This window comes from Actinomyces sp. HMSC075C01 (assembly GCF_001812965.1).
Lineage (GTDB): Bacteria > Actinomycetota > Actinomycetes > Actinomycetales > Actinomycetaceae > Actinomyces > Actinomyces acetigenes.
This window is the reverse complement of record NZ_KV811020.1, coordinates 38,330-55,107: the sequence shown is the minus strand read 5'-3', so window position 1 is coordinate 55,107 and position 16,778 is coordinate 38,330. Positions and strand designations below refer to the sequence as shown.

General features: G+C 68.8%; 8 protein-coding genes. All 8 read left to right on the top strand.

All coding sequences use genetic code 11. The features are described 5' to 3' along the window. Nucleotides 1–125: 125 nt before the first annotated feature. The 8 genes from HMPREF2883_RS10005 to HMPREF2883_RS09970 all read left to right on the top strand — a co-directional run bounded on the left by HMPREF2883_RS10005 (nucleotide 126) and on the right by HMPREF2883_RS09970 (nucleotide 16,769). On the top strand, nucleotides 126–1,262 hold the full coding sequence (locus HMPREF2883_RS10005; protein WP_070661776.1) for an LCP family protein: 1,137 nt from the start codon (nucleotides 126–128) through the stop codon (nucleotides 1,260–1,262). Nucleotides 1,263–1,337: 75 nt separating this feature from the next. Then, nucleotides 1,338–2,621 (top strand): UDP-N-acetyl-D-mannosamine dehydrogenase, encoded by a 1,284-nt coding sequence (gene wecC, locus HMPREF2883_RS10000; protein WP_070661773.1) that lies wholly within the window; start codon nucleotides 1,338–1,340, stop codon nucleotides 2,619–2,621. Nucleotides 2,622–2,627: 6 nt separating this feature from the next. Further along, complete coding sequence (locus tag HMPREF2883_RS09995) at nucleotides 2,628–5,825, top strand: CDP-glycerol glycerophosphotransferase family protein (RefSeq protein ID WP_070661770.1); 3,198 nt, start codon at nucleotides 2,628–2,630, stop codon at nucleotides 5,823–5,825. Between the two features lie 265 nt (nucleotides 5,826–6,090). After that, the gene (gene tagD / locus HMPREF2883_RS09990; RefSeq protein WP_070661767.1) at nucleotides 6,091–6,483 is read left to right on the top strand and encodes a glycerol-3-phosphate cytidylyltransferase; all 393 of its coding nucleotides are present in this window, start codon (nucleotides 6,091–6,093) and stop codon (nucleotides 6,481–6,483) included. A 176-nt stretch (nucleotides 6,484–6,659) separates the two neighbouring features. Next, nucleotides 6,660–10,622: a CDP-glycerol glycerophosphotransferase family protein gene (locus HMPREF2883_RS09985; protein ID WP_256277428.1), complete on the top strand. Its 3,963-nt coding sequence runs from the start codon at nucleotides 6,660–6,662 to the stop codon at nucleotides 10,620–10,622. Further along, the gene (locus tag HMPREF2883_RS09980) at nucleotides 10,619–12,454 is read left to right on the top strand and encodes a glycosyltransferase family 61 protein (protein WP_141759100.1); all 1,836 of its coding nucleotides are present in this window, start codon (nucleotides 10,619–10,621) and stop codon (nucleotides 12,452–12,454) included. Before HMPREF2883_RS09985 ends, HMPREF2883_RS09980 begins: the two co-directional genes overlap by 4 nt. Continuing rightward, nucleotides 12,451–14,376, top strand: coding sequence for a glycosyltransferase (locus HMPREF2883_RS09975; RefSeq protein ID WP_070661813.1), 1,926 nt, complete (start codon nucleotides 12,451–12,453; stop codon nucleotides 14,374–14,376). Before HMPREF2883_RS09980 ends, HMPREF2883_RS09975 begins: the two co-directional genes overlap by 4 nt. Next, nucleotides 14,373–16,769, top strand: a complete 2,397-nt coding sequence (locus HMPREF2883_RS09970; protein WP_070661760.1) for a hypothetical protein — start codon at nucleotides 14,373–14,375, stop codon at nucleotides 16,767–16,769. Before HMPREF2883_RS09975 ends, HMPREF2883_RS09970 begins: the two co-directional genes overlap by 4 nt. The last annotated feature ends 9 nt before the right edge of the window (nucleotides 16,770–16,778 follow it).

Here is a 16,778-nt window from a genome sequence, read left to right as displayed (position 1 = left end):
GAAATGATGACAGGGAGATTGCGCCGGTCTCAGTTGCGTCTCATTTCATGAGCGTTTTGCCCGGAATTCCTAAAACCAAGGGATTCCGGGCAAAACGCTCGAGAAATATGTGGTGCCATTGGCTCATGACGCAGTCCCTCCTACCAGAACCCGAAAGCACCTCGATTGACAAGCGTGGTGCTGAAACGGCCTTATCAGAGGTCGACACGACCTCGGCGCGCAGCTCTGGCAGTGGTCGACGCCGTCCCGGACGGGGATGGAGGATCGCCCTTCTCAGTGTCCTGGCGATCTTCCTGGTTCTGACCCTGGCTGCGGGAGGCCTGGCCCTGTGGGTACGCCACTCCATCGCCTCCGGCATGGAGTTCATCGCCGATCCCTTCGCGGGCATTCCCACGCGGGCCCCTCAGCAGCAGGCGGCGGCGGGCGAGGAGCCAGCCGTCAACATCCTGGTCCTGGGAACCGACTCGCGCACCTCCGCCTCCGACCCCTCCCAGTGGCAGGAGGGCGCCCAGCGCACGGACGCGATCATGATCGTTCAGGTCAGCGGTGACCGTAAGACCGTCTCGGTCATGTCGATCCCCCGTGACTCCTGGGTGGAGATCCCCGGTCACGGCCAGGGCAAGATCAACGCCGCCTACTCCTACGGGGGACCCTCGCTGACGATCCACACCGTGGAGAACCTCACCGGCATCCACATCGACCACTTCGCGGTGGCAAACTTCGAGTCCTTCGTCGCGCTGACCGATGACATCGGTGGGGTGCGCGTCAACCTCAAGACGCCTCAGAGGCTCGCCGGCAAGGAGTTCGGCACGGGAGCTCAGGTACTCAACGGGCAACAGGCCCTGGCCTACACCCGCGAGCGCTCCTCCCTCCCGAACGGGGACTTCGACCGTGTCAAGCGTCAGCAGACCTGGATGCGTTCCATCGTGAGCAGGGTCCTGAACAACGGCACCCTGAGCAGTCCCACGGCGCTGTACTCATTCCTCAAGACCGCTTCGCGCACAGTCGCCGTGGACGAGTCCTTCACGCTCAACCAGATGCAGTCCCTGGCCCTGGAGACACGCCACCTCCACAGCAACGACATCAAGTTCATGACCGTACCGACCTCCGGTACGGGAACCTCCGCGGACGGGCAGTCCATCGTCAAGCTCGACACCGCCGCGGACGCCCCCTTGTTCAAGGCCTTCGCCCAGGACCGGGTGAGCGCCTACCTCACCGAGCACCCCACCGCCGTCGAGCTGCTTCCCGCCACGGTGAACTAGAGGTGAGGACTCATGGCGCACGGCGCAGCGTCCCGGGGAGCTCCTCGTGGGGCGCGTACAGATGCATGGAGACTCATGACTGACACTGCTGAAGTGGTCGACGTCGCGGTCATCGGGTTGGGGTACATCGGCCTGCCCACGGCAGCGGTCCTGGCCCGCGCCGGGCTCGGCGTCGTCGGGGTGGACCGGGTCCGGGAACGTGTTGAGGCCGTCAACCGTGGAGAGCTGCCCTTCCTGGAGGAGGGGCTGGCCACCGTGCTGGCCGAGCAGGTCGAGGCCGGCCGCCTGCGCGCCCAGACGATGACGCCGTCGGCACGGACCTACATCATCGCGGTGCCGACCCCGTCGACGGGTCGGGACCACATGGCCGATCTGTCTCTGGTGGAAGCCGCCACCAGGCAGATCGCCCCACGTCTGACAGGCGGAGAGCTCATCGTCCTGGAGTCGACCTGCCCACCCGGCACCACTCGCGCTTTGGCCGAGACGATCGGCTCGATGCGCCCGGACCTGTCAACGGACGGCAGCGGCTCGCGTCCCCGAGTGCACCTGTCCTACTGTCCCGAACGCGTGCTGCCCGGCCACATCATGGCGGAGATGGTGACCAACTCCCGGGTCATCGGCGGCCTGACCCCCGAGGCCTCGCAGCTGGCCAGAGACCTGTACGCCACCTTCTGCGCCGGCGAGCTGGTCCTGACCGACGCCACCACCGCCGAGATGACCAAGCTGACGGAGAACTCCTTCCGCGACCTCAACATCGCCTTCGCCAATGAGCTGGCCCTGGTCTGCGAGCGGGTCGGGGTCGATGTCTGGGAGCTCATCGACCTGGCCAACCGTCATCCGCGGGTCAGCATTCTGCAGCCGGGCCCCGGCGTGGGCGGCCACTGCATCGCCGTGGACCCCTGGTTCCTGGTGTCCTGTGCTCCGGAGGAGACCAGGCTCATCCGCACGGCCCGCCAGGTCAACGACTCTCGGCCGGCCCACTACGTCGGGCGCATCCTTCAGGCCCTGGAGGCCGCCTCCTCGCCGACCGTGGCGGTGCTCGGCCTGACCTTCAAGGCCGACGTCGACGATCTGCGTCAGTCGCCCGCGCTCGCGATCACCGAGCAGGTGGCCGTCGCAGCGCCCCACGCTCGGATCCTGGTGGCCGAGCCGCACGCCAAGGAGCTTCCGCCATCTTTGGAACGGCGAGGCAATGTGCGGCTGACCGGGTGGCGGCAGGCCGTCGAACAGGCTGATGTCGTGGCGGTGCTGGTCAGCCACCAGGAGTTCGCCGACCTCGATCCGCTCCTGCTCGAGGGACGCAGCGTCATCGACACCACGGGGCTCTGGCACTCCCGCGCTCCCCAGTTGACGGGGTAGAAGGACATGGGCGGCCGGCGTCTCAGACGCCTCATCGGTGCTGCTGTGCGGGGCGTGCACCGGCCCCGACTCAGCGTCATCGTCCAAGCGGCGGGGGCCGGCCCTCACCTGGAGGGGGCCGTACGCTCCGTGCTCAACCAGACTTTCAGGGACCTGGAGGTCCTGGTCGTCGTCGAGCCGGGGGCCGATGCGCACAGCTCTGGCGAGCAGGTGGCCACTCGCCTGTCCGCCAGGGACCGGCGCGTCCGGGTCGTGCCCGCCGTCCGGGGCAGTGACCCGAGCGGCTGGCTGGATGCCGCCCTGAAGCGGGCCAGGGGGAGCCTGGTCACCGTCGTCGACGGCGGTGATGGACTGATCGCCGGTGCCTGCCAGTCGATGATTCAGTGCCTGGAGCAGTCGGGATCCCAGGCCGTCGTCGCGCGCTCGCGGCCCTTGACACCGGCAACCGGGGCCTGGCCGGGGTCGGAGCCTCCCCGCGCGCCTCGCCTCGCGCAGCCACTGGCTCGGGCACCCGAGGCGGGTGAGGAGCTGGTGGCCGGCGCCGTCATGGCTCGCCGACAGCTGTGGGCGTCGTCGAGGTCGCCCGGTGCGCTCCGAGCCCCTGCGATGTCCCTGCCGGCCAGGACCCTCGCGGTGCTTCTGGCCGCGATGCGCACGGACGTGCTGGATGAGGAGGTCTACACCTGGCGCGCCGGCTCACGGGCTTGTGGCCCCGGTGCGCACACGGATCCCGGCGGCCTCCTGGCGGAGGTGGACGCCTTGGCGCAGCTGGCTGCCGACGCCCCGGAGGCCGTGCGTCGGTGCCTGGTCGCCGGACGCCTGAGCCGGGACCTGGTTCGTCTGGCTGAGCGCGCTGACCGGGAGGGGCCCGACTTCGCCGGCAGGCTGCGCCGCACCGCGAGAAGGGCGCTCGCCGATGGCGGTGACTTCGTGTGGGAGTCGACCGGGCTGCTCGACCGGCTCGTGCTGTGGCTCCTCATCCAGGACGATCCGGCCTGCGCTATGGAGCTCGAGGAGCTGATCGGTCGACGCTGTGAGGACCTGGGCCGTCTTCCCCTGACCATCGAGGCGGGGACTGTGCGCCCTGAGCCGCGATTCCTGGAAGGGCTCATGGTGCCCCGCGGGCTTACCGAGGTCCGGGACGTTGACTTAAGGCTGCACGTCGGCGTTGACACGGTGCGCTGGCTGGGCCCCAGGACCCTGGAGGTGCGTGGCTGCGCCTGGGTCTGGGGCCTCGACCCGGGCCTGACCGACCGCCCGTTCGTTGAGGTGGTCGATGAGGCCGGGCGAGTTCGGGGCCGCGCCGAGGTTGATCGCTGTGAGGCGCCCCGAGCCGACCTGGAGGCCGGCGACCCATGGCGCTCCTACCTCGCTTCGGGGACCGTGGTGCGTCTCCAGCTCGAACCGGGTCGCTGCGCCTGGTTCCGGGTGGTGACCCGCGTGGCCGGGAGAGAGGTGCGGGCGTGGATGCCGCAACCGGCCGGCTCCAGCAGGAGCCACCTGGCGCCGCCGGAGTCCGGGCAGCGCCTGGAGGCGCGAGGTCAACGGGGGCTGCTCCAGGTCGCCCCGGCGCCGAGTGAGAGCCGGGGGAGCGTCACGCTGTCCGGTGGGGAGATCGACGTCGTGCTCCTCTGCGCGCGCTTGGACATCGACACCGGGCTGGTGCTGAGTGGAACGGTGACGGCGGCCCCGGCGAGGCTGGACATCGTCCTGGGTGGCAGGGCCGCCAGGGGCGGGGCGATGACGGTGCCGGCCGTCCTGGCGCCGGGCGGCCGCTGGTCGGCGCGCATCGACCTGGCCGATCCCGATGTCGGGCTGGGGACTTATCCGGTGGGCTGGAGCGCCGTATCGCAGGGGGAGCCCGACCACCGTGTCGAGGGGACCTGTCTGGCCGGTGAGGGGATCGACGGCCCGGCCCTCGAGGTGCCCATCATCCCGGCGCCCAGCGGCTGCGTGGCGGTACCCGAAGGTGGCGTCACCGGGGCGGGCTCCGGGCGCCCTGGGCGCCGTGCGCGGATCCTCACCCGCTTGGACGGCTCCGTGGCCGTGGCCGTCATTCCCCCGCTGACTCCTCACGAACGCTCACGACGGGGTCACCGGCTCCTCATCGAGCGCGCGGCGGGGCCCCTGAGGGCGGGCGTGTTCCTGGAGTCCTTCGGCGGGCGCAGCGGGGGAGACAACCCGGCCGCCATCTGCGAGGACCTGGCGGCCCACGGCGTGGCCGCGCCCCTGTGGTGGTCGCTTGTCGACGGGACGGTTCCAGTGCCGGCAGGCGCGCGTCCCGTCGTCGTCGGATCGCCGCAGTGGGTGGAGGCTCTGCGCACCTCTCGCGTCATCGTCACCAACGATCACCTCCCCTCCTGGTTCTCCAAGCGTGAGGGCCAGCACCTGCTCCAGACCTGGCACGGCACTCCGATCAAGAAGCTGCTGCGCGACGCCCCTGGAGCCGTCACCCCGAGATACCGGCGGCTCATGGACCGCCAGGTTCCCCAGTGGGACCTGCTGCTCGCCCAGAGCCCGCAGGCCGGTCGGCGCCTTCAGCAGGCGCTGGGATATCACGGGCCGGTTCGGGTCGGGGAGTACCCCCGCAACGTGAGGCTGCTCGGAGGCGCCCAACTGCGAAGGCGGGTGCGCCACGAGCTCGGTATCGGTTTGGGGCGGCCGGTCGTTCTTTACGCCCCGACCTGGCGCGAGAGCCTGCGGCCTGCGACGAGTGCAGCCGGATGCGGTGCCGCGGGCGGGCCGCAGGCGGCGGGGGCGCTGGACGGGACGCGTCTGGCTGATCACCTCGGTGCGGCGGTCCTCATACGCAGCCACCACATGAACCGGGCCGCTCGTGTCCGAGGGATGGTCGATGTCAGCAGGTACCCGAGTGTTGAGGAGCTCATGGTGGCAGCCGACGTCCTGGTCTCGGACTACTCGAGCATCTTCTTCGACTTCGCTCTGACCGGGAAGCCAGCAGTGGTCTACGCGCCCGACCTGGCCTCCTACCGAGATGTTGAGAGGGGCCTGTACGGTGACTGGCCCCTTGACTCGGGACTGCCCGTCGCCGTCGACCACGAGGGGCTCACCTCCCACCTGCGGAGGATCCTCGGCGATATCGACGACGCAGAGAGCGGCTGCGCTCTGCCGGAGGTGGATCCCGCGCCGATCCTGGACAACCTTGCTTGGATCCGTGGATGGGTCACCCGTTTCCTCAGCTGATAAGCGACCGGGAGGACGGATGAGCCGCAGCTCTCAAAAGAACTGGGAAGAATAATTGTCATGAGAGCGTGAGGAGACCAGGAAAGGTGGGGCAGGCCTCTTTGTGACATTCGATAGTGAACATCATGTATTTCGGTACCATATCGGTATGGCATCGATTCTATGACATCTTCGATATCGGTTCGGAGCATAGGGAATACTCACGGTGGTTTGTCCGGAGTGTTGTTGTGGGCGAGCCTCGAACGTCCAACCAGGAAGTGGCCACATGAAGCGCGTGATTACCTATGGCACATATGACCTGCTCCACTATGGTCATATTGCGTTGCTGAAGCGTGCGCGAGCGCTGGGGGACTTCCTGGTGGTGGCGCTGTCCAGTGACGAGTTCAATGCCGGAAAGGGTAAGCAGGCGTACTTCTCCTACGAGGAGCGCAAGGTGATGCTCGAGGCCATCCGGTATGTCGACCTCGTGGTGCCCGAGCAGACCTGGGGTCAGAAGACCGAGGACATCACCAGGTACGGTATTGATGTCTTCGTCATGGGGGATGACTGGGACGGCGAGTTCGATGATCAGCTCAAGGGGCTGTGTGAGGTCGTCTACCTCCCGCGGACTCCGGAGGTCTCGACAACTCAAATCAAGAGTGATATGCGCCTGGGCTGAGTGGCATGCCGTGAGATGGCTCGCCGTGCGGGTTGAATCAGGCCGCCGAGTGGGGATTCGGCCGGGATTCGCTGCATGCTGCGTCAACGGGTACAGAATTTAGTCCGTGAAATGTTCATGTTGAAATAAGGGCAATAAGGGCGATGATGATGAGCAAGGATGCTGTTCTCAGAAGAATGGGACGTGCCGTTTCCGGCCGCCTGCAGCTGCCGGCTGCCACCCGACTGGTGCGCTATGCCGCCGCCAGGGAGTACGAGGACGGTAACCTGGCGGAGGCCAAGCGCCTGTATGAAAGGCTCTCTGAGAGCGGCCACGACACCGCCACGCGGCTGCGTCTGGGAGTCATCGCCGAGCGTCAGGAGCGGTTCGATGCCGCCTTGAGAACCTACACCGAGGTGGCCGACCGCGACCCCGCCTGCGGAGAGGCCTTCTACCGTGCCGGCTGCCTCCTCAAGCGTCAGGATGATCCAGAGGGGGCCTCCGTCTTCTTCTCGCGAGCCCTCTCCTCAGGGGTGCGGGACCGGCGCTACTCGGAGAACCTGCTCGCCTGCCTGCCCGCGAGCACCCCGCAGTGGCAGCGCCTGGAGGTTCTGCTCTCCGGTCTGCCCGAGCACGAGAACGACGCCGCCTGGCTGCGCAAGCTCCTTCAAGCTCAGCTCCACCTGGGACTGAACGGGCCGGCCAGGTGCACCCTGGACGCCCTGGCCGACGTCGATGAGCTCAGCGCGCAGGAGCTCTTCGAACAGGGGGTCATCGCCCACCGCGAGGGTGATCGGGCCTCCGCCGCCGCCAGCTTCGCCGCCGCCTGCGAGGCTGCCGGAGGAAAGGCCCGCAGCAAGGGGCCGGCCCAGTTCGCGTGCTCCGGGGGAGACTGGAGGCTGGCGGCCGAGCTCTTCGAGATCTACCCGGGAGAGGGACTGTCCAGGGTGGAGCTGGCCTACGAGCTGGCCTACTGCCTTGACCGTCTGCGTGAGCACGAGCGGGCGCAAGGACAGTACGCCCTGGCCGCCTCGCTGGACACGGGCAACGGGCACACCCTGTACAAGCTGGGACTCGCCTCGGAACGCGTCGGCGACCTCGCCACCGCGGAGCGCTCCTACCAGGAGGCCCTGCGGACGCTCAAGAAGCCCGCACGCAGCTGGTGGAACTATCGCCGTGGCGTCTGCCTGGCAAGGCTGGGACGCCATGACGAGGCCCTGGAGTCCTTCTGGGCCTACCTGGGGCCGGCCCCGCGCGGGCTGGCATCGGTGTCGAATCAGCTGGCCAGCACGGGCTTCCTCGACCTGGTCCGCGCGAAGAGCACACCCCCGCCTCGGCAGCGGCCGGAGGATCTGGTCGAGTCCACTATCGGTGACATCGTGCTCGGCCTTCACCAGGCTCTCGGCTCCCGCGACGCTACGGGCGATCCCGGCGCCGGTGAGGCGATCCCACCCGCGGCGGCGGGTAAGGCCGCTCAGTCCATCCGCCATATTCTCCCGCTGGTGCTCAAGGGAGACCGGAACCACCGCCTGGTCCTGGCCCAGCTGGCCCAGGACGCCGGACAGGCGGAGCTCGCCTGCGAGATCCTCGAGCAGGCCGAGGAGTTCGGCTGCAAGGACGGGCTGGACCCGCGGGCCTACGGGCGCACTGCGGGAGCCGCCCGCAACATCCGCTACGCCGAGGCCCTGGAGGTGCTTCCCGTCAGCCCCCACCTGGTGCTGTGGGAGTCCAACCACGGAGCCTCGATCGGCTGCCACCCCCTGGCCGTCTTCCGCTGGATGGTGGACCGGCCGGAGTACTCCCACCTCATCCACGTGTGGGCCGTCAACGACCTGGGCGCCATCCCCGCGGATCTGCTGGGGCGTCGCAACGTCGTCTTCGTCCCCCTGCACAGCACCGAGTACATGCAGTACCTCGCCACCGCCGGGTACCTCGTCAACAACGTCTCCTTCGCCCCCTACTTCGTGCGCCGCCGCGAGCAGCGCTACCTCAACACCTGGCACGGCACCCCCTTCAAGACCCTGGGACGGTCCATGCGGGGAGGCCTGCTCGACTACGAGAACCTGCAGCGCAACTTCCAGCTGAGCACCACGCTCATGGCGCCCAATGAGCTCACCCGATGGGCGCTGGTCGAGGACCACGATCTGCTCGACGTCTACCGGGGCCGCACCATCATCACCGGTTCCCCCCGTCTGGACACCTCGCTGACGACGAGCGCTCAGGACCGCAAGGCGCTGCGGGGGCGCCTGGGACTGGCTGAGGACGATGAGCGCCGTCTGGTCCTGTTCGCCCCCACCTGGCGCGGCGGCGTCAGCAAGCGGGAGCTGGACCGCGAGGCCCTGGTCGCCGACCTGACCGCCATGGCCTCCCGCGACGACGCGCTCGTGGTCTACCGCGCCCACCGCCTGTCCGAGAAGCTGCTGGCCGGCGTCGATCTGCCGGTGAACGTCGTACCCAAGGACATCGACACCAATGAGCTGCTGGCCGCCGTCGACGTCCTGGTGACCGACTACTCCTCGATCCTGTTCGACTTCCTGCCCCAGAAGCGCCCCATCGTGCTCTACATGCACGACATCGAGGAGTACCGGGCCGAGCGGGGCCTGTACCTCGATCCCGCGGAGGTCCCCGGGCTGGCCTGCTACGACCGCGGCGAGCTGGCCTCAGCCATCGGGCGAGCCCTGGACGGGGAGGGGGTCGCCCCCCAGGAGGCCCTCGCCCGCTACTGCCCCTACGAGGACGGGCGGGCCTCGTCACGCCTGGCTCGAGCCTTCTTCGACGACGACCTCGACCACGGGCAGCGGGCGATTATCAGGGACCATGCCCTTGACTCGCCGCTCGGCGACGGTGCCCGTAAGCGCCGCACCCTCCTGTTCCACGCCTCCATGATCCCCAACGGGATCGCCTCCGCCCTTCTGGCCCTCCTGGAGGCGCTCGATCCGGCGCTCTACTCGGTGAACCTCATCGTTGAGCCCTCCGTCCTACGCGACAACGAGGACCGTCAGGAGATCTTCCGACGCCTGCCCAGCCACGTCCACGTCATCTGCAAGCCCGGGGCCGCGCCCTGGCGGATCCACGAGCGGGCCTGCGTCAACGACTTCGCCCGCCACCCCGACGCCTTCACCTCGCAGAGCTTCTGGGACTGCTACTGGGCCTACTACGAGCGCGAGACACGCCGCATCCTGGGCGACTTCGTGCCCGACGCCGCCATCGAGTACGACGGCTACGCCGAGACCTGGGTCTCGCTCATCGCGGCCTGGGGGCGTCGCGGATCGCGTACCTCCTGCTACCAGCACAACCAGATGGACAACGAGTACCGGGACAAGTACCCGGGCCTCAGGCGCGTCTTCGCCCTCTACGGAGATGTCGACGCCGTCGTCGCCGTCAGCCCGGGACTGGCCCGACACAACCGCAGTGGGCTGGCCGGGCTGGGCATCGACCTCTCCCAGCGCCAGGTCTCGGCCCGCAACCTCCTTGACGTCGAGCGGGTTCGCCTCGGGGCTCAGGCACCCGCCCCCGAGGCCTTCACCGCGCTGAAGAACGAGCACGACATCGTCCTTGCCACCATGGGGCGGATGTCGATGGAGAAGAACCAGGCGGCTCTCATCGAGGCGCTCGCCCTTCTGCGCGAGCAGGACGGCACCGAGGGCGGCACCGCTCAGGGGCTGAGCATCGGCCTGGCGATCGTCGGTTCCGGGGTGCTCGAGGGGACCTTGCGGGCCAGGATCGACTCCCTGGGCCTGTCCGGGCACGTCACGCTGCTGGGACAGATGGACAACCCGTTCCCGGTCCTGGGCGGAGCCGATCTGTTCGTCCTGCCCTCCCTTCATGAGGGGCAGCCGGTCACCCTGCTGGAGGCGATGACGCTGGGAACCGGGGTCGTGGCCTCCGACCTTCCGGGCAACCGGGAGCTGATCGCCCTCGGATACGGGGTTCTGTGCGGCACCTCGCCCCAGGATATCGCCCAGGCGATCCGCAAGGCTCTGGCCGATCACCGCCTCGCCCACGGAGACTTCGACGTTCAGGAGCACAACGCGCATTCACTGCGGGACACCCTGGAGGCGGTGCTCGGCCCCGAGGCGCTTCACCAGCAGCCCAAGGGGAAGTCGGCTTCCAAGAGACGGCGGCGCAAGCGTGCGGCCTCGCGAGGGACGTCCGCATGACGTGCCCCCACGGGTCACGGCCCGCAGCGGCTCCCCGGGCAATGGCCTCCTCCTCGATGCCGGCCGGCAAGCCCTCAGTGGAGCTGGAGGAGGTCCTGCAGCACGTTCTGCAGGGGCTGGGCGGTGGGGAGGACACCAAAGCGGCGCCGCGTGTCGCCGTACTCGTGGACCGCCCTCAGCCCCACCTGAGCAACTGCATCGCGCTGGCACTGGGAGCGCGCGAGCTGATCGTCTACACGATGCAGGAGAAGCAGGACGGGCGCCCCGGGGCTGAACCGACGGCGAGCTCCGGTCTCATCGGCCTCGCCCGGGTGGTTCCCTTCACGAACCAGATCGACCTGCACCAGGCCCTGGCCACTCATGGTCGGTTCGACGTCCTCGTGGACGCCCTCACCCACAGCCCCAGCATGCGTGCCTTGGCCGCCCAGCTGTTCATCGGTATTGTCCGCGACGGCGGGTACTACGTCGCCATCGACGGCGCAGCGCTGGGCGAGAGCTCCAACACCGCTGAGCTCGTCACCCGGGCCTCGCGCAGTCTCGCCGTCCTGCACGGCGCCAAGGGGGCGTTGAGCGGGGACGAACGGGCCTACGGCGAGCAGGTGGCCGCACTGACCGTCCTCGATGGCGGCGTCGTGCTGCGCAAACGAGGAGACGGCTTCGTCAAGCTCCGATACGCCGAGACCCCGCCGATCCTGTCCGCCCGCTACGGCGAGTCCTGGGGGCGTCCGCTGGAGATCCTCCCCGCCCGGGTCACCCCGCTGGAAGTCATCGGCGTCACTAACAACCGGGGGCTGTGCGCCAAGCGACTGCCGCGCGAGAACCGGATCCCCGAGACCTCGGTCCTGGAGTACCGGGACGTGTGCATCGCCCCCCGCCAGGTGCTTGTCAAGGATCATCTCCTGCTGCCCAACACCTTCCGCCTGGCCACGACCAAGCGACTGGTCAACACGGCGCTGAAGGAGCTCAACCACTACTACGCCGCGCCCACGGTTAACACGGAGTCGGCCCCAAGGCTCGGAGGAACCTTCTTCCACCTGGACCTTGAGTACAACCGGCACTTCGGCCACTTCATGACCGAAGCGGTCCCACGGCTCTACGCCTGGGAGCTGGCGCAGGCGACGCATCCCGACATCCGGATCCTCACCAACAGCAGGGCTGACCGCAGCCGTCCCCCTGCCTACCAGCGCATCCTCCTGGAGGCCTACGGCATCGACGACGACCAGGTCGAGGTCATCACCTCCCCGGTGACGGTCGACGCCCTCGTCTGCGCCATGCCCCTCATGCAGAACGGGCGATTCGCCGACCCGCGCCTGGCCCGCACCTGCCACCGGCTGCGCGACGGCCTGCTGGAGCGATCCGAGCCCAACGCGAAGCCCCACCGCAGACTCTTCATCTCCCGCAAGCCCGATATGTGGCGCGAGTGCCTCAATCGTGACGAGCTCGAGGAGCGCTTCACCCGCAGGGGCTTCACCATCATCCGGCCCGAGGGCCACTCCATCGTCGAGCAGGCCCGCATGTTCTACGAGGCCGACGTCGTGGCCGGCTACATCGGCTCCGCCCTGTACAACATCATGTTCGCGCGCCGCCCGATCGACGTCATCGGTTTCATCAACCAGTCCTACCTGGCCACCAACGAGTACCTCATCTGCTCGGCGCTCGGCCACCGCCTGCACCTGTTCTACGGTGACGAGATCACCGACGGCAGGGAGAAGGACTGTGAGGGCCGGGACCTGGGAGTCACCAACCGGGACTACGTCTTCAACGTCGAGCGCGACGGCGACCAGCTCGACGAGCTGCTCGAATCCCTGGACGAGACATGGGGGGAGTCATGAGCTCGCCGGAGAGCCGCACCTCGTCTCGGACAGCCTCCGAGCTGCGCCGCGCCCTGTGGCACCTGCGCCACTCCGGGGTGATGGGGCTGCGTGAGCACCTGCGCCGTCGTCGGGCCACCGCCTGGGCCCGCCCCCGCAGGCGGGCCTTGAGGAGACGGGGCCGGATGCTCCTGCCGGACTGGCCCCTGCCCTTGCCACAGGAGACCGGGCCGCGTCACGACGTGACCGTCGGGGTGATCGCCGATGAGTTCACGGCGCTCGCCCTGGACTACGAGTGGCGCTCGGTGCCCCTGACCCCCGCCGGCTGGCGCGAGCAGGTCGAGCAGACCCCCATCGACCTGCTCTTCGTAGAGTCCGCCTGGCACGGCAACGACGACGCCTGGCGCTTCCAGGTCATCGGCTCCCAGGGGCCCTCGGGCCACCTCAGGGACATGGTCACCGCGCTGCGAGGCCAAGGAGTGCCGACGGTCTTCTGGAACAAGGAGGATCCCGCCCACTACGACGAGGCCATCGAGACCGCCCGCCTCTTCGACTGGGTCTTCACCACCGATGAGGCGATGGTGGAGCACTACCGGCGAGACCTGGGGCATGACCGCATCGGGATCCTGCCCTTCGCCGCCCAGCCCGCGATCCACAACCCGATCCGCCTGCTGGACGAGACGGGGCGCCCCGTACCCCTGAGGGATGTCGCCTTCGCCGGCACCTACTTCGCTCACAAGTACCCCGAGCGGCGCGCGCAGATGGAGATCGTCCTGGGCGGCGCCCACGACGTCTCGGCACGCCTGCCCCACGGGCTGGACATCTTCTCCCGGTACCTCGACGGTGACGACACCTACCAGTTCCCGCCTCCCTGGGACTCCCACGTGCGCGGCAGCCTCACCTACACCCAGATGCTCAGCGCCCACCGCGCTTACGCCGTCTTCCTCAACGTCAGCTCCGTGGTGGACAGCCCCTCCATGCTTCCGCGCCGCGTCATCGAGGTCCTGGCCTGCGGCACTCCCGTGGTGAGTACCCCGACGCCGGCCACCGACCGCCTTCTGCCCGCAGGAGCCCTGGCCAAGGTCACTGACCGGGCCCAGGCCGGGCACACCGTGCGCGCGCTCGTGACCAACCCGGTCCTCGGGGAGTACATGACCTACCTGGCGCAACGGGAGATCTGGAGCCGGCACACCTACAGCCACCGCGTGGAGACCGTGCTACGGGCTGTCGGCATGGGGGAGCGGGCCAGGCGCAGGCCCACCATCGCACCACTGGTGTCCACCATCCGGCCCGATCAGATCGACCACGTCATTGAGACCCTGGCCCGCCAGCAGCAGGTGACGATGGCCCCGGTCATTCTCACCCACGGCTTCACCGCCCCGGCCCGCAGCAGGGCCCGCGCCCGTGAGCTGGGCCTCGAGGTCGACTGGGTCACCGCTGAGACCAGCACTCCCTTAGGAGGCTGCTACAACCTCATGCTCTCGCGAGTCGAGGCCGACTACATCGCCAAGATGGACGACGACGACCTCTACGGCGATCACTATCTCTTCGAGTCCCTCGCTGCGGCCGACTACGCCCGTGCCGAGGTCGTGGGCAAGCACGCCCACTACCTGCACCTGACGGGCCCGGACCTGACGGTGCTGCGCTTCGCCGACTGGGAGCACCGCTATACGACTTTCGTCTCCGGGCCGACCCTGGTGGCTCGGGCGGACCTGGCGCGCGAGGTCACTTTTCCCGAGACAACCACCGGGGAGGACACCGGTTTCCTTAATGACTGCACACGTGCCGGGGTCCGTATCTATTCGGCCTCCCGATTCGGGTTCGTCCAGCGGCGAGGGACGACTTTCGGACACACCTGGGACATCTCCAACGCGGAGGTGCTGGCTACGTCCACCATTAGTCATTGGGGACCACCCCACGAAATGGAGATGCCCACCTCATGAACGCCCGCAGTACCGAGACCTTGCACGTCATCATCATCGGTTCCGCAGGTGGTCAGGACACACTCGACTCTCTTGACCAGGACTCGCCTGAAGGCGGGATCGTCCCCATCGGCTGCCCCGATCCGGCGGGCCTGGGCCAGGTTCTGCGCCCCCTGGCCGCAGGGACCCGAGTCCTGCTCCTCAAGGCGGGAGACAGGGTCGAGCCGGGCTATGTCACCTCATTGGCCCAGCCCGGCACTGGCAACGCCGTCGTCCTCACACCGACCGTGACCATCCGCCCCGACGGCACCCGCGACGAGCGGCTGCAGTGGCGCTTCAATCACGGCAGCCGCACCGCTGACCTGACCGTCGAGCCCCACATCTTCCCGGACACCGTCAGCGGAGCGGTGCTCACCATCCCCCGCCACGGCCTGCAGGACTGGGACGGATCGGGAGCCCTCCACGGCGTGGACGACGCCGTCGGCGCTGAGGCCACCGCCGCTGATGACGAGAACACCGCCCTGAGCGGGCTCATCGCCCACATCGTGGCCACCGGCAACCGGCTGGGTCTCCACGACGGCCCGGCCGTCATCCGCCGCGCTCCCAAGCCTCCTGGACCCTGGGGAAGGATCGACCACTACCGCCACCTGCTGGGCACGGTGCTGCCGACGTGGCTGCAGGTCGGAAGCCCCCCACCGGCCTGGGTCCACCAGCTCATCATCCACCGCCTCATCCAGGTCACCGACGCCGATCGCGGACTGCGCTACCCCTCGGCGGGGCTCACGGCCGCCGAGCGCGCTGAGGTGGCCCAGCTTCTGCGCGCCGTCACCCAACGCGTCCCCGTTTCCCAGATCGAGGCGTACTGTTCCACGCCGCTGGCCGTGGGCCGTCGTACCGCCCTGGTCGCCATGGCCGCCGGCCCCATGCCGGCCCCGATCCTGCCCTCGGGGCGCAGGTTCCGCAGCGACCAGAAAGCCACCTACTTCTACACCGGTGACATGCCCCAGGAGCAGTGGAAGGTGGATGGCGCCTGGGCCCAGCCGACCAGTGCCAAGACGGTCGATCACCGCTACTTCGACGACGTGGTCCTCCACGAGCGCATCGTCTGGCTGCCCAAGGGCCAGATCACCGCCGTCATCAACGCCCGGGAGCTTCTCGTGGCCCCCTACCGGGGCAACCCCAGGCCGCCTCAGACGCCTCCGGGTCGAGGCCGCCCGCGAGCAGCGTCATCCGGGCTGCGCCGGCGCCTGGCCCGGCTCCTGCGTCACAGCCAGGCGCAGGAGAACCAGCGGGCCGGCGGCACCTCACCGGTCCCGCAGGCTTCTTCCGCAGCCGCCTCCGCGACCTCTTCGGCGCCCACCCCGTACACCGCCTCATCCCCCTCCGACTGGCCCCGCACCTGGCTCTACATGGACCGTCACGACAGCGCCGGCGACAACGCCGAGCCGCTGTACCGCCATGCCCGCACCCACGCTCCCAGCGTCCGGCACATCTTCGTCATCGAACGCAGCTGCCCGGACTGGGAACGCCTCGCGCAGGACGGCTTCGTCCTGCTGGACCCGACCGGCCCCGGATTCGACGCCGCCTGGAGCGGTGCCGAGACCATCCTGCTGTCCGACATCGGCGACCCGCTCATCGCAGGCCGCCTCACCGGTGCGGGCGTCGGCCCCGACCAGCGCCTCATCTTCCTCCAGCACGGCGTGACCATGCGCGACATGTGGCGCTGGTTCAACGGCGTCCGCATGGACGTCGTCGTGTGCGCCACCGCAGCCGAGCAGGCCGGGCTGACGGCCGACCACACCTCCTACACCCTCACCGACCGAGAGGTCTGGCGCACCGGCTTCCCCCGCCACGACCACCTCCACAGCCTGCTGGGACGCGAACGCGACAGCATTCTGTTGGCCCCCACCTGGGATCCGGAGGTCTCACGCGCCCTGGAGGGCGACCCCGACGCCGTCGGGCTCCTCAGCACGCTCTACCGGCCCTGGCTCGAGCTGGCCGCGGGCCTGACCCAGGACGGTCACCGCACCGTCCTGTTCGCCCATCCCAAGCTGGTGCTGCACGCACCCGAGTGGTTCAGGGCCCTGGGCGTGCCCGCCGTCACCGGCCGCGACCTGCCCGAGACCCTGGTCCGCTCCTGGGCGGTCGTCTCTGACCGCTCATCCGTCCTCGACGAGGGCATGGTCGCCGGCTGCGTCGGCATCGTCTGGGACCCCCGAGCACGGCCGGACACGGATCGCTATCGCGTCCGTCACGAGGCCATCGGAGCCATCGGCGTCGACACCTCCGCACAGGTGCATCAGGCGGTGGAGGACGTCGTCGCCGGCCGGCTCACCGCCCCCGAGGACCTCATCCTGCTCGACGCCGGAGCCTGCGCCCGCCTGACTGCGCTGCTCCGACGCGACGTGATCTGATGCGATCCC

Excerpts from the sequence above, each read along its gene's own strand:
- HMPREF2883_RS09980 (WP_141759100.1), top strand. The coding sequence starts at position 10,619 with ATGACGTGCCCCCACGGGTCACGGCCCGCAGCGGCTCCCCGGGCAATG.
- wecC (WP_070661773.1), top strand. The coding sequence starts at position 1,338 with ATGACTGACACTGCTGAAGTGGTCGACGTCGCGGTCATCGGGTTGGGG.
- HMPREF2883_RS10005 (WP_070661776.1), top strand. The coding sequence starts at position 126 with ATGACGCAGTCCCTCCTACCAGAACCCGAAAGCACCTCGATTGACAAG.
- HMPREF2883_RS09995 (WP_070661770.1), top strand. The coding sequence starts at position 2,628 with ATGGGCGGCCGGCGTCTCAGACGCCTCATCGGTGCTGCTGTGCGGGGC.
- HMPREF2883_RS09985 (WP_256277428.1), top strand. The coding sequence starts at position 6,660 with ATGGGACGTGCCGTTTCCGGCCGCCTGCAGCTGCCGGCTGCCACCCGA.
- tagD (WP_070661767.1), top strand. The coding sequence starts at position 6,091 with ATGAAGCGCGTGATTACCTATGGCACATATGACCTGCTCCACTATGGT.
- HMPREF2883_RS09970 (WP_070661760.1), top strand. The coding sequence starts at position 14,373 with ATGAACGCCCGCAGTACCGAGACCTTGCACGTCATCATCATCGGTTCC.
- HMPREF2883_RS09975 (WP_070661813.1), top strand. The coding sequence starts at position 12,451 with ATGAGCTCGCCGGAGAGCCGCACCTCGTCTCGGACAGCCTCCGAGCTG.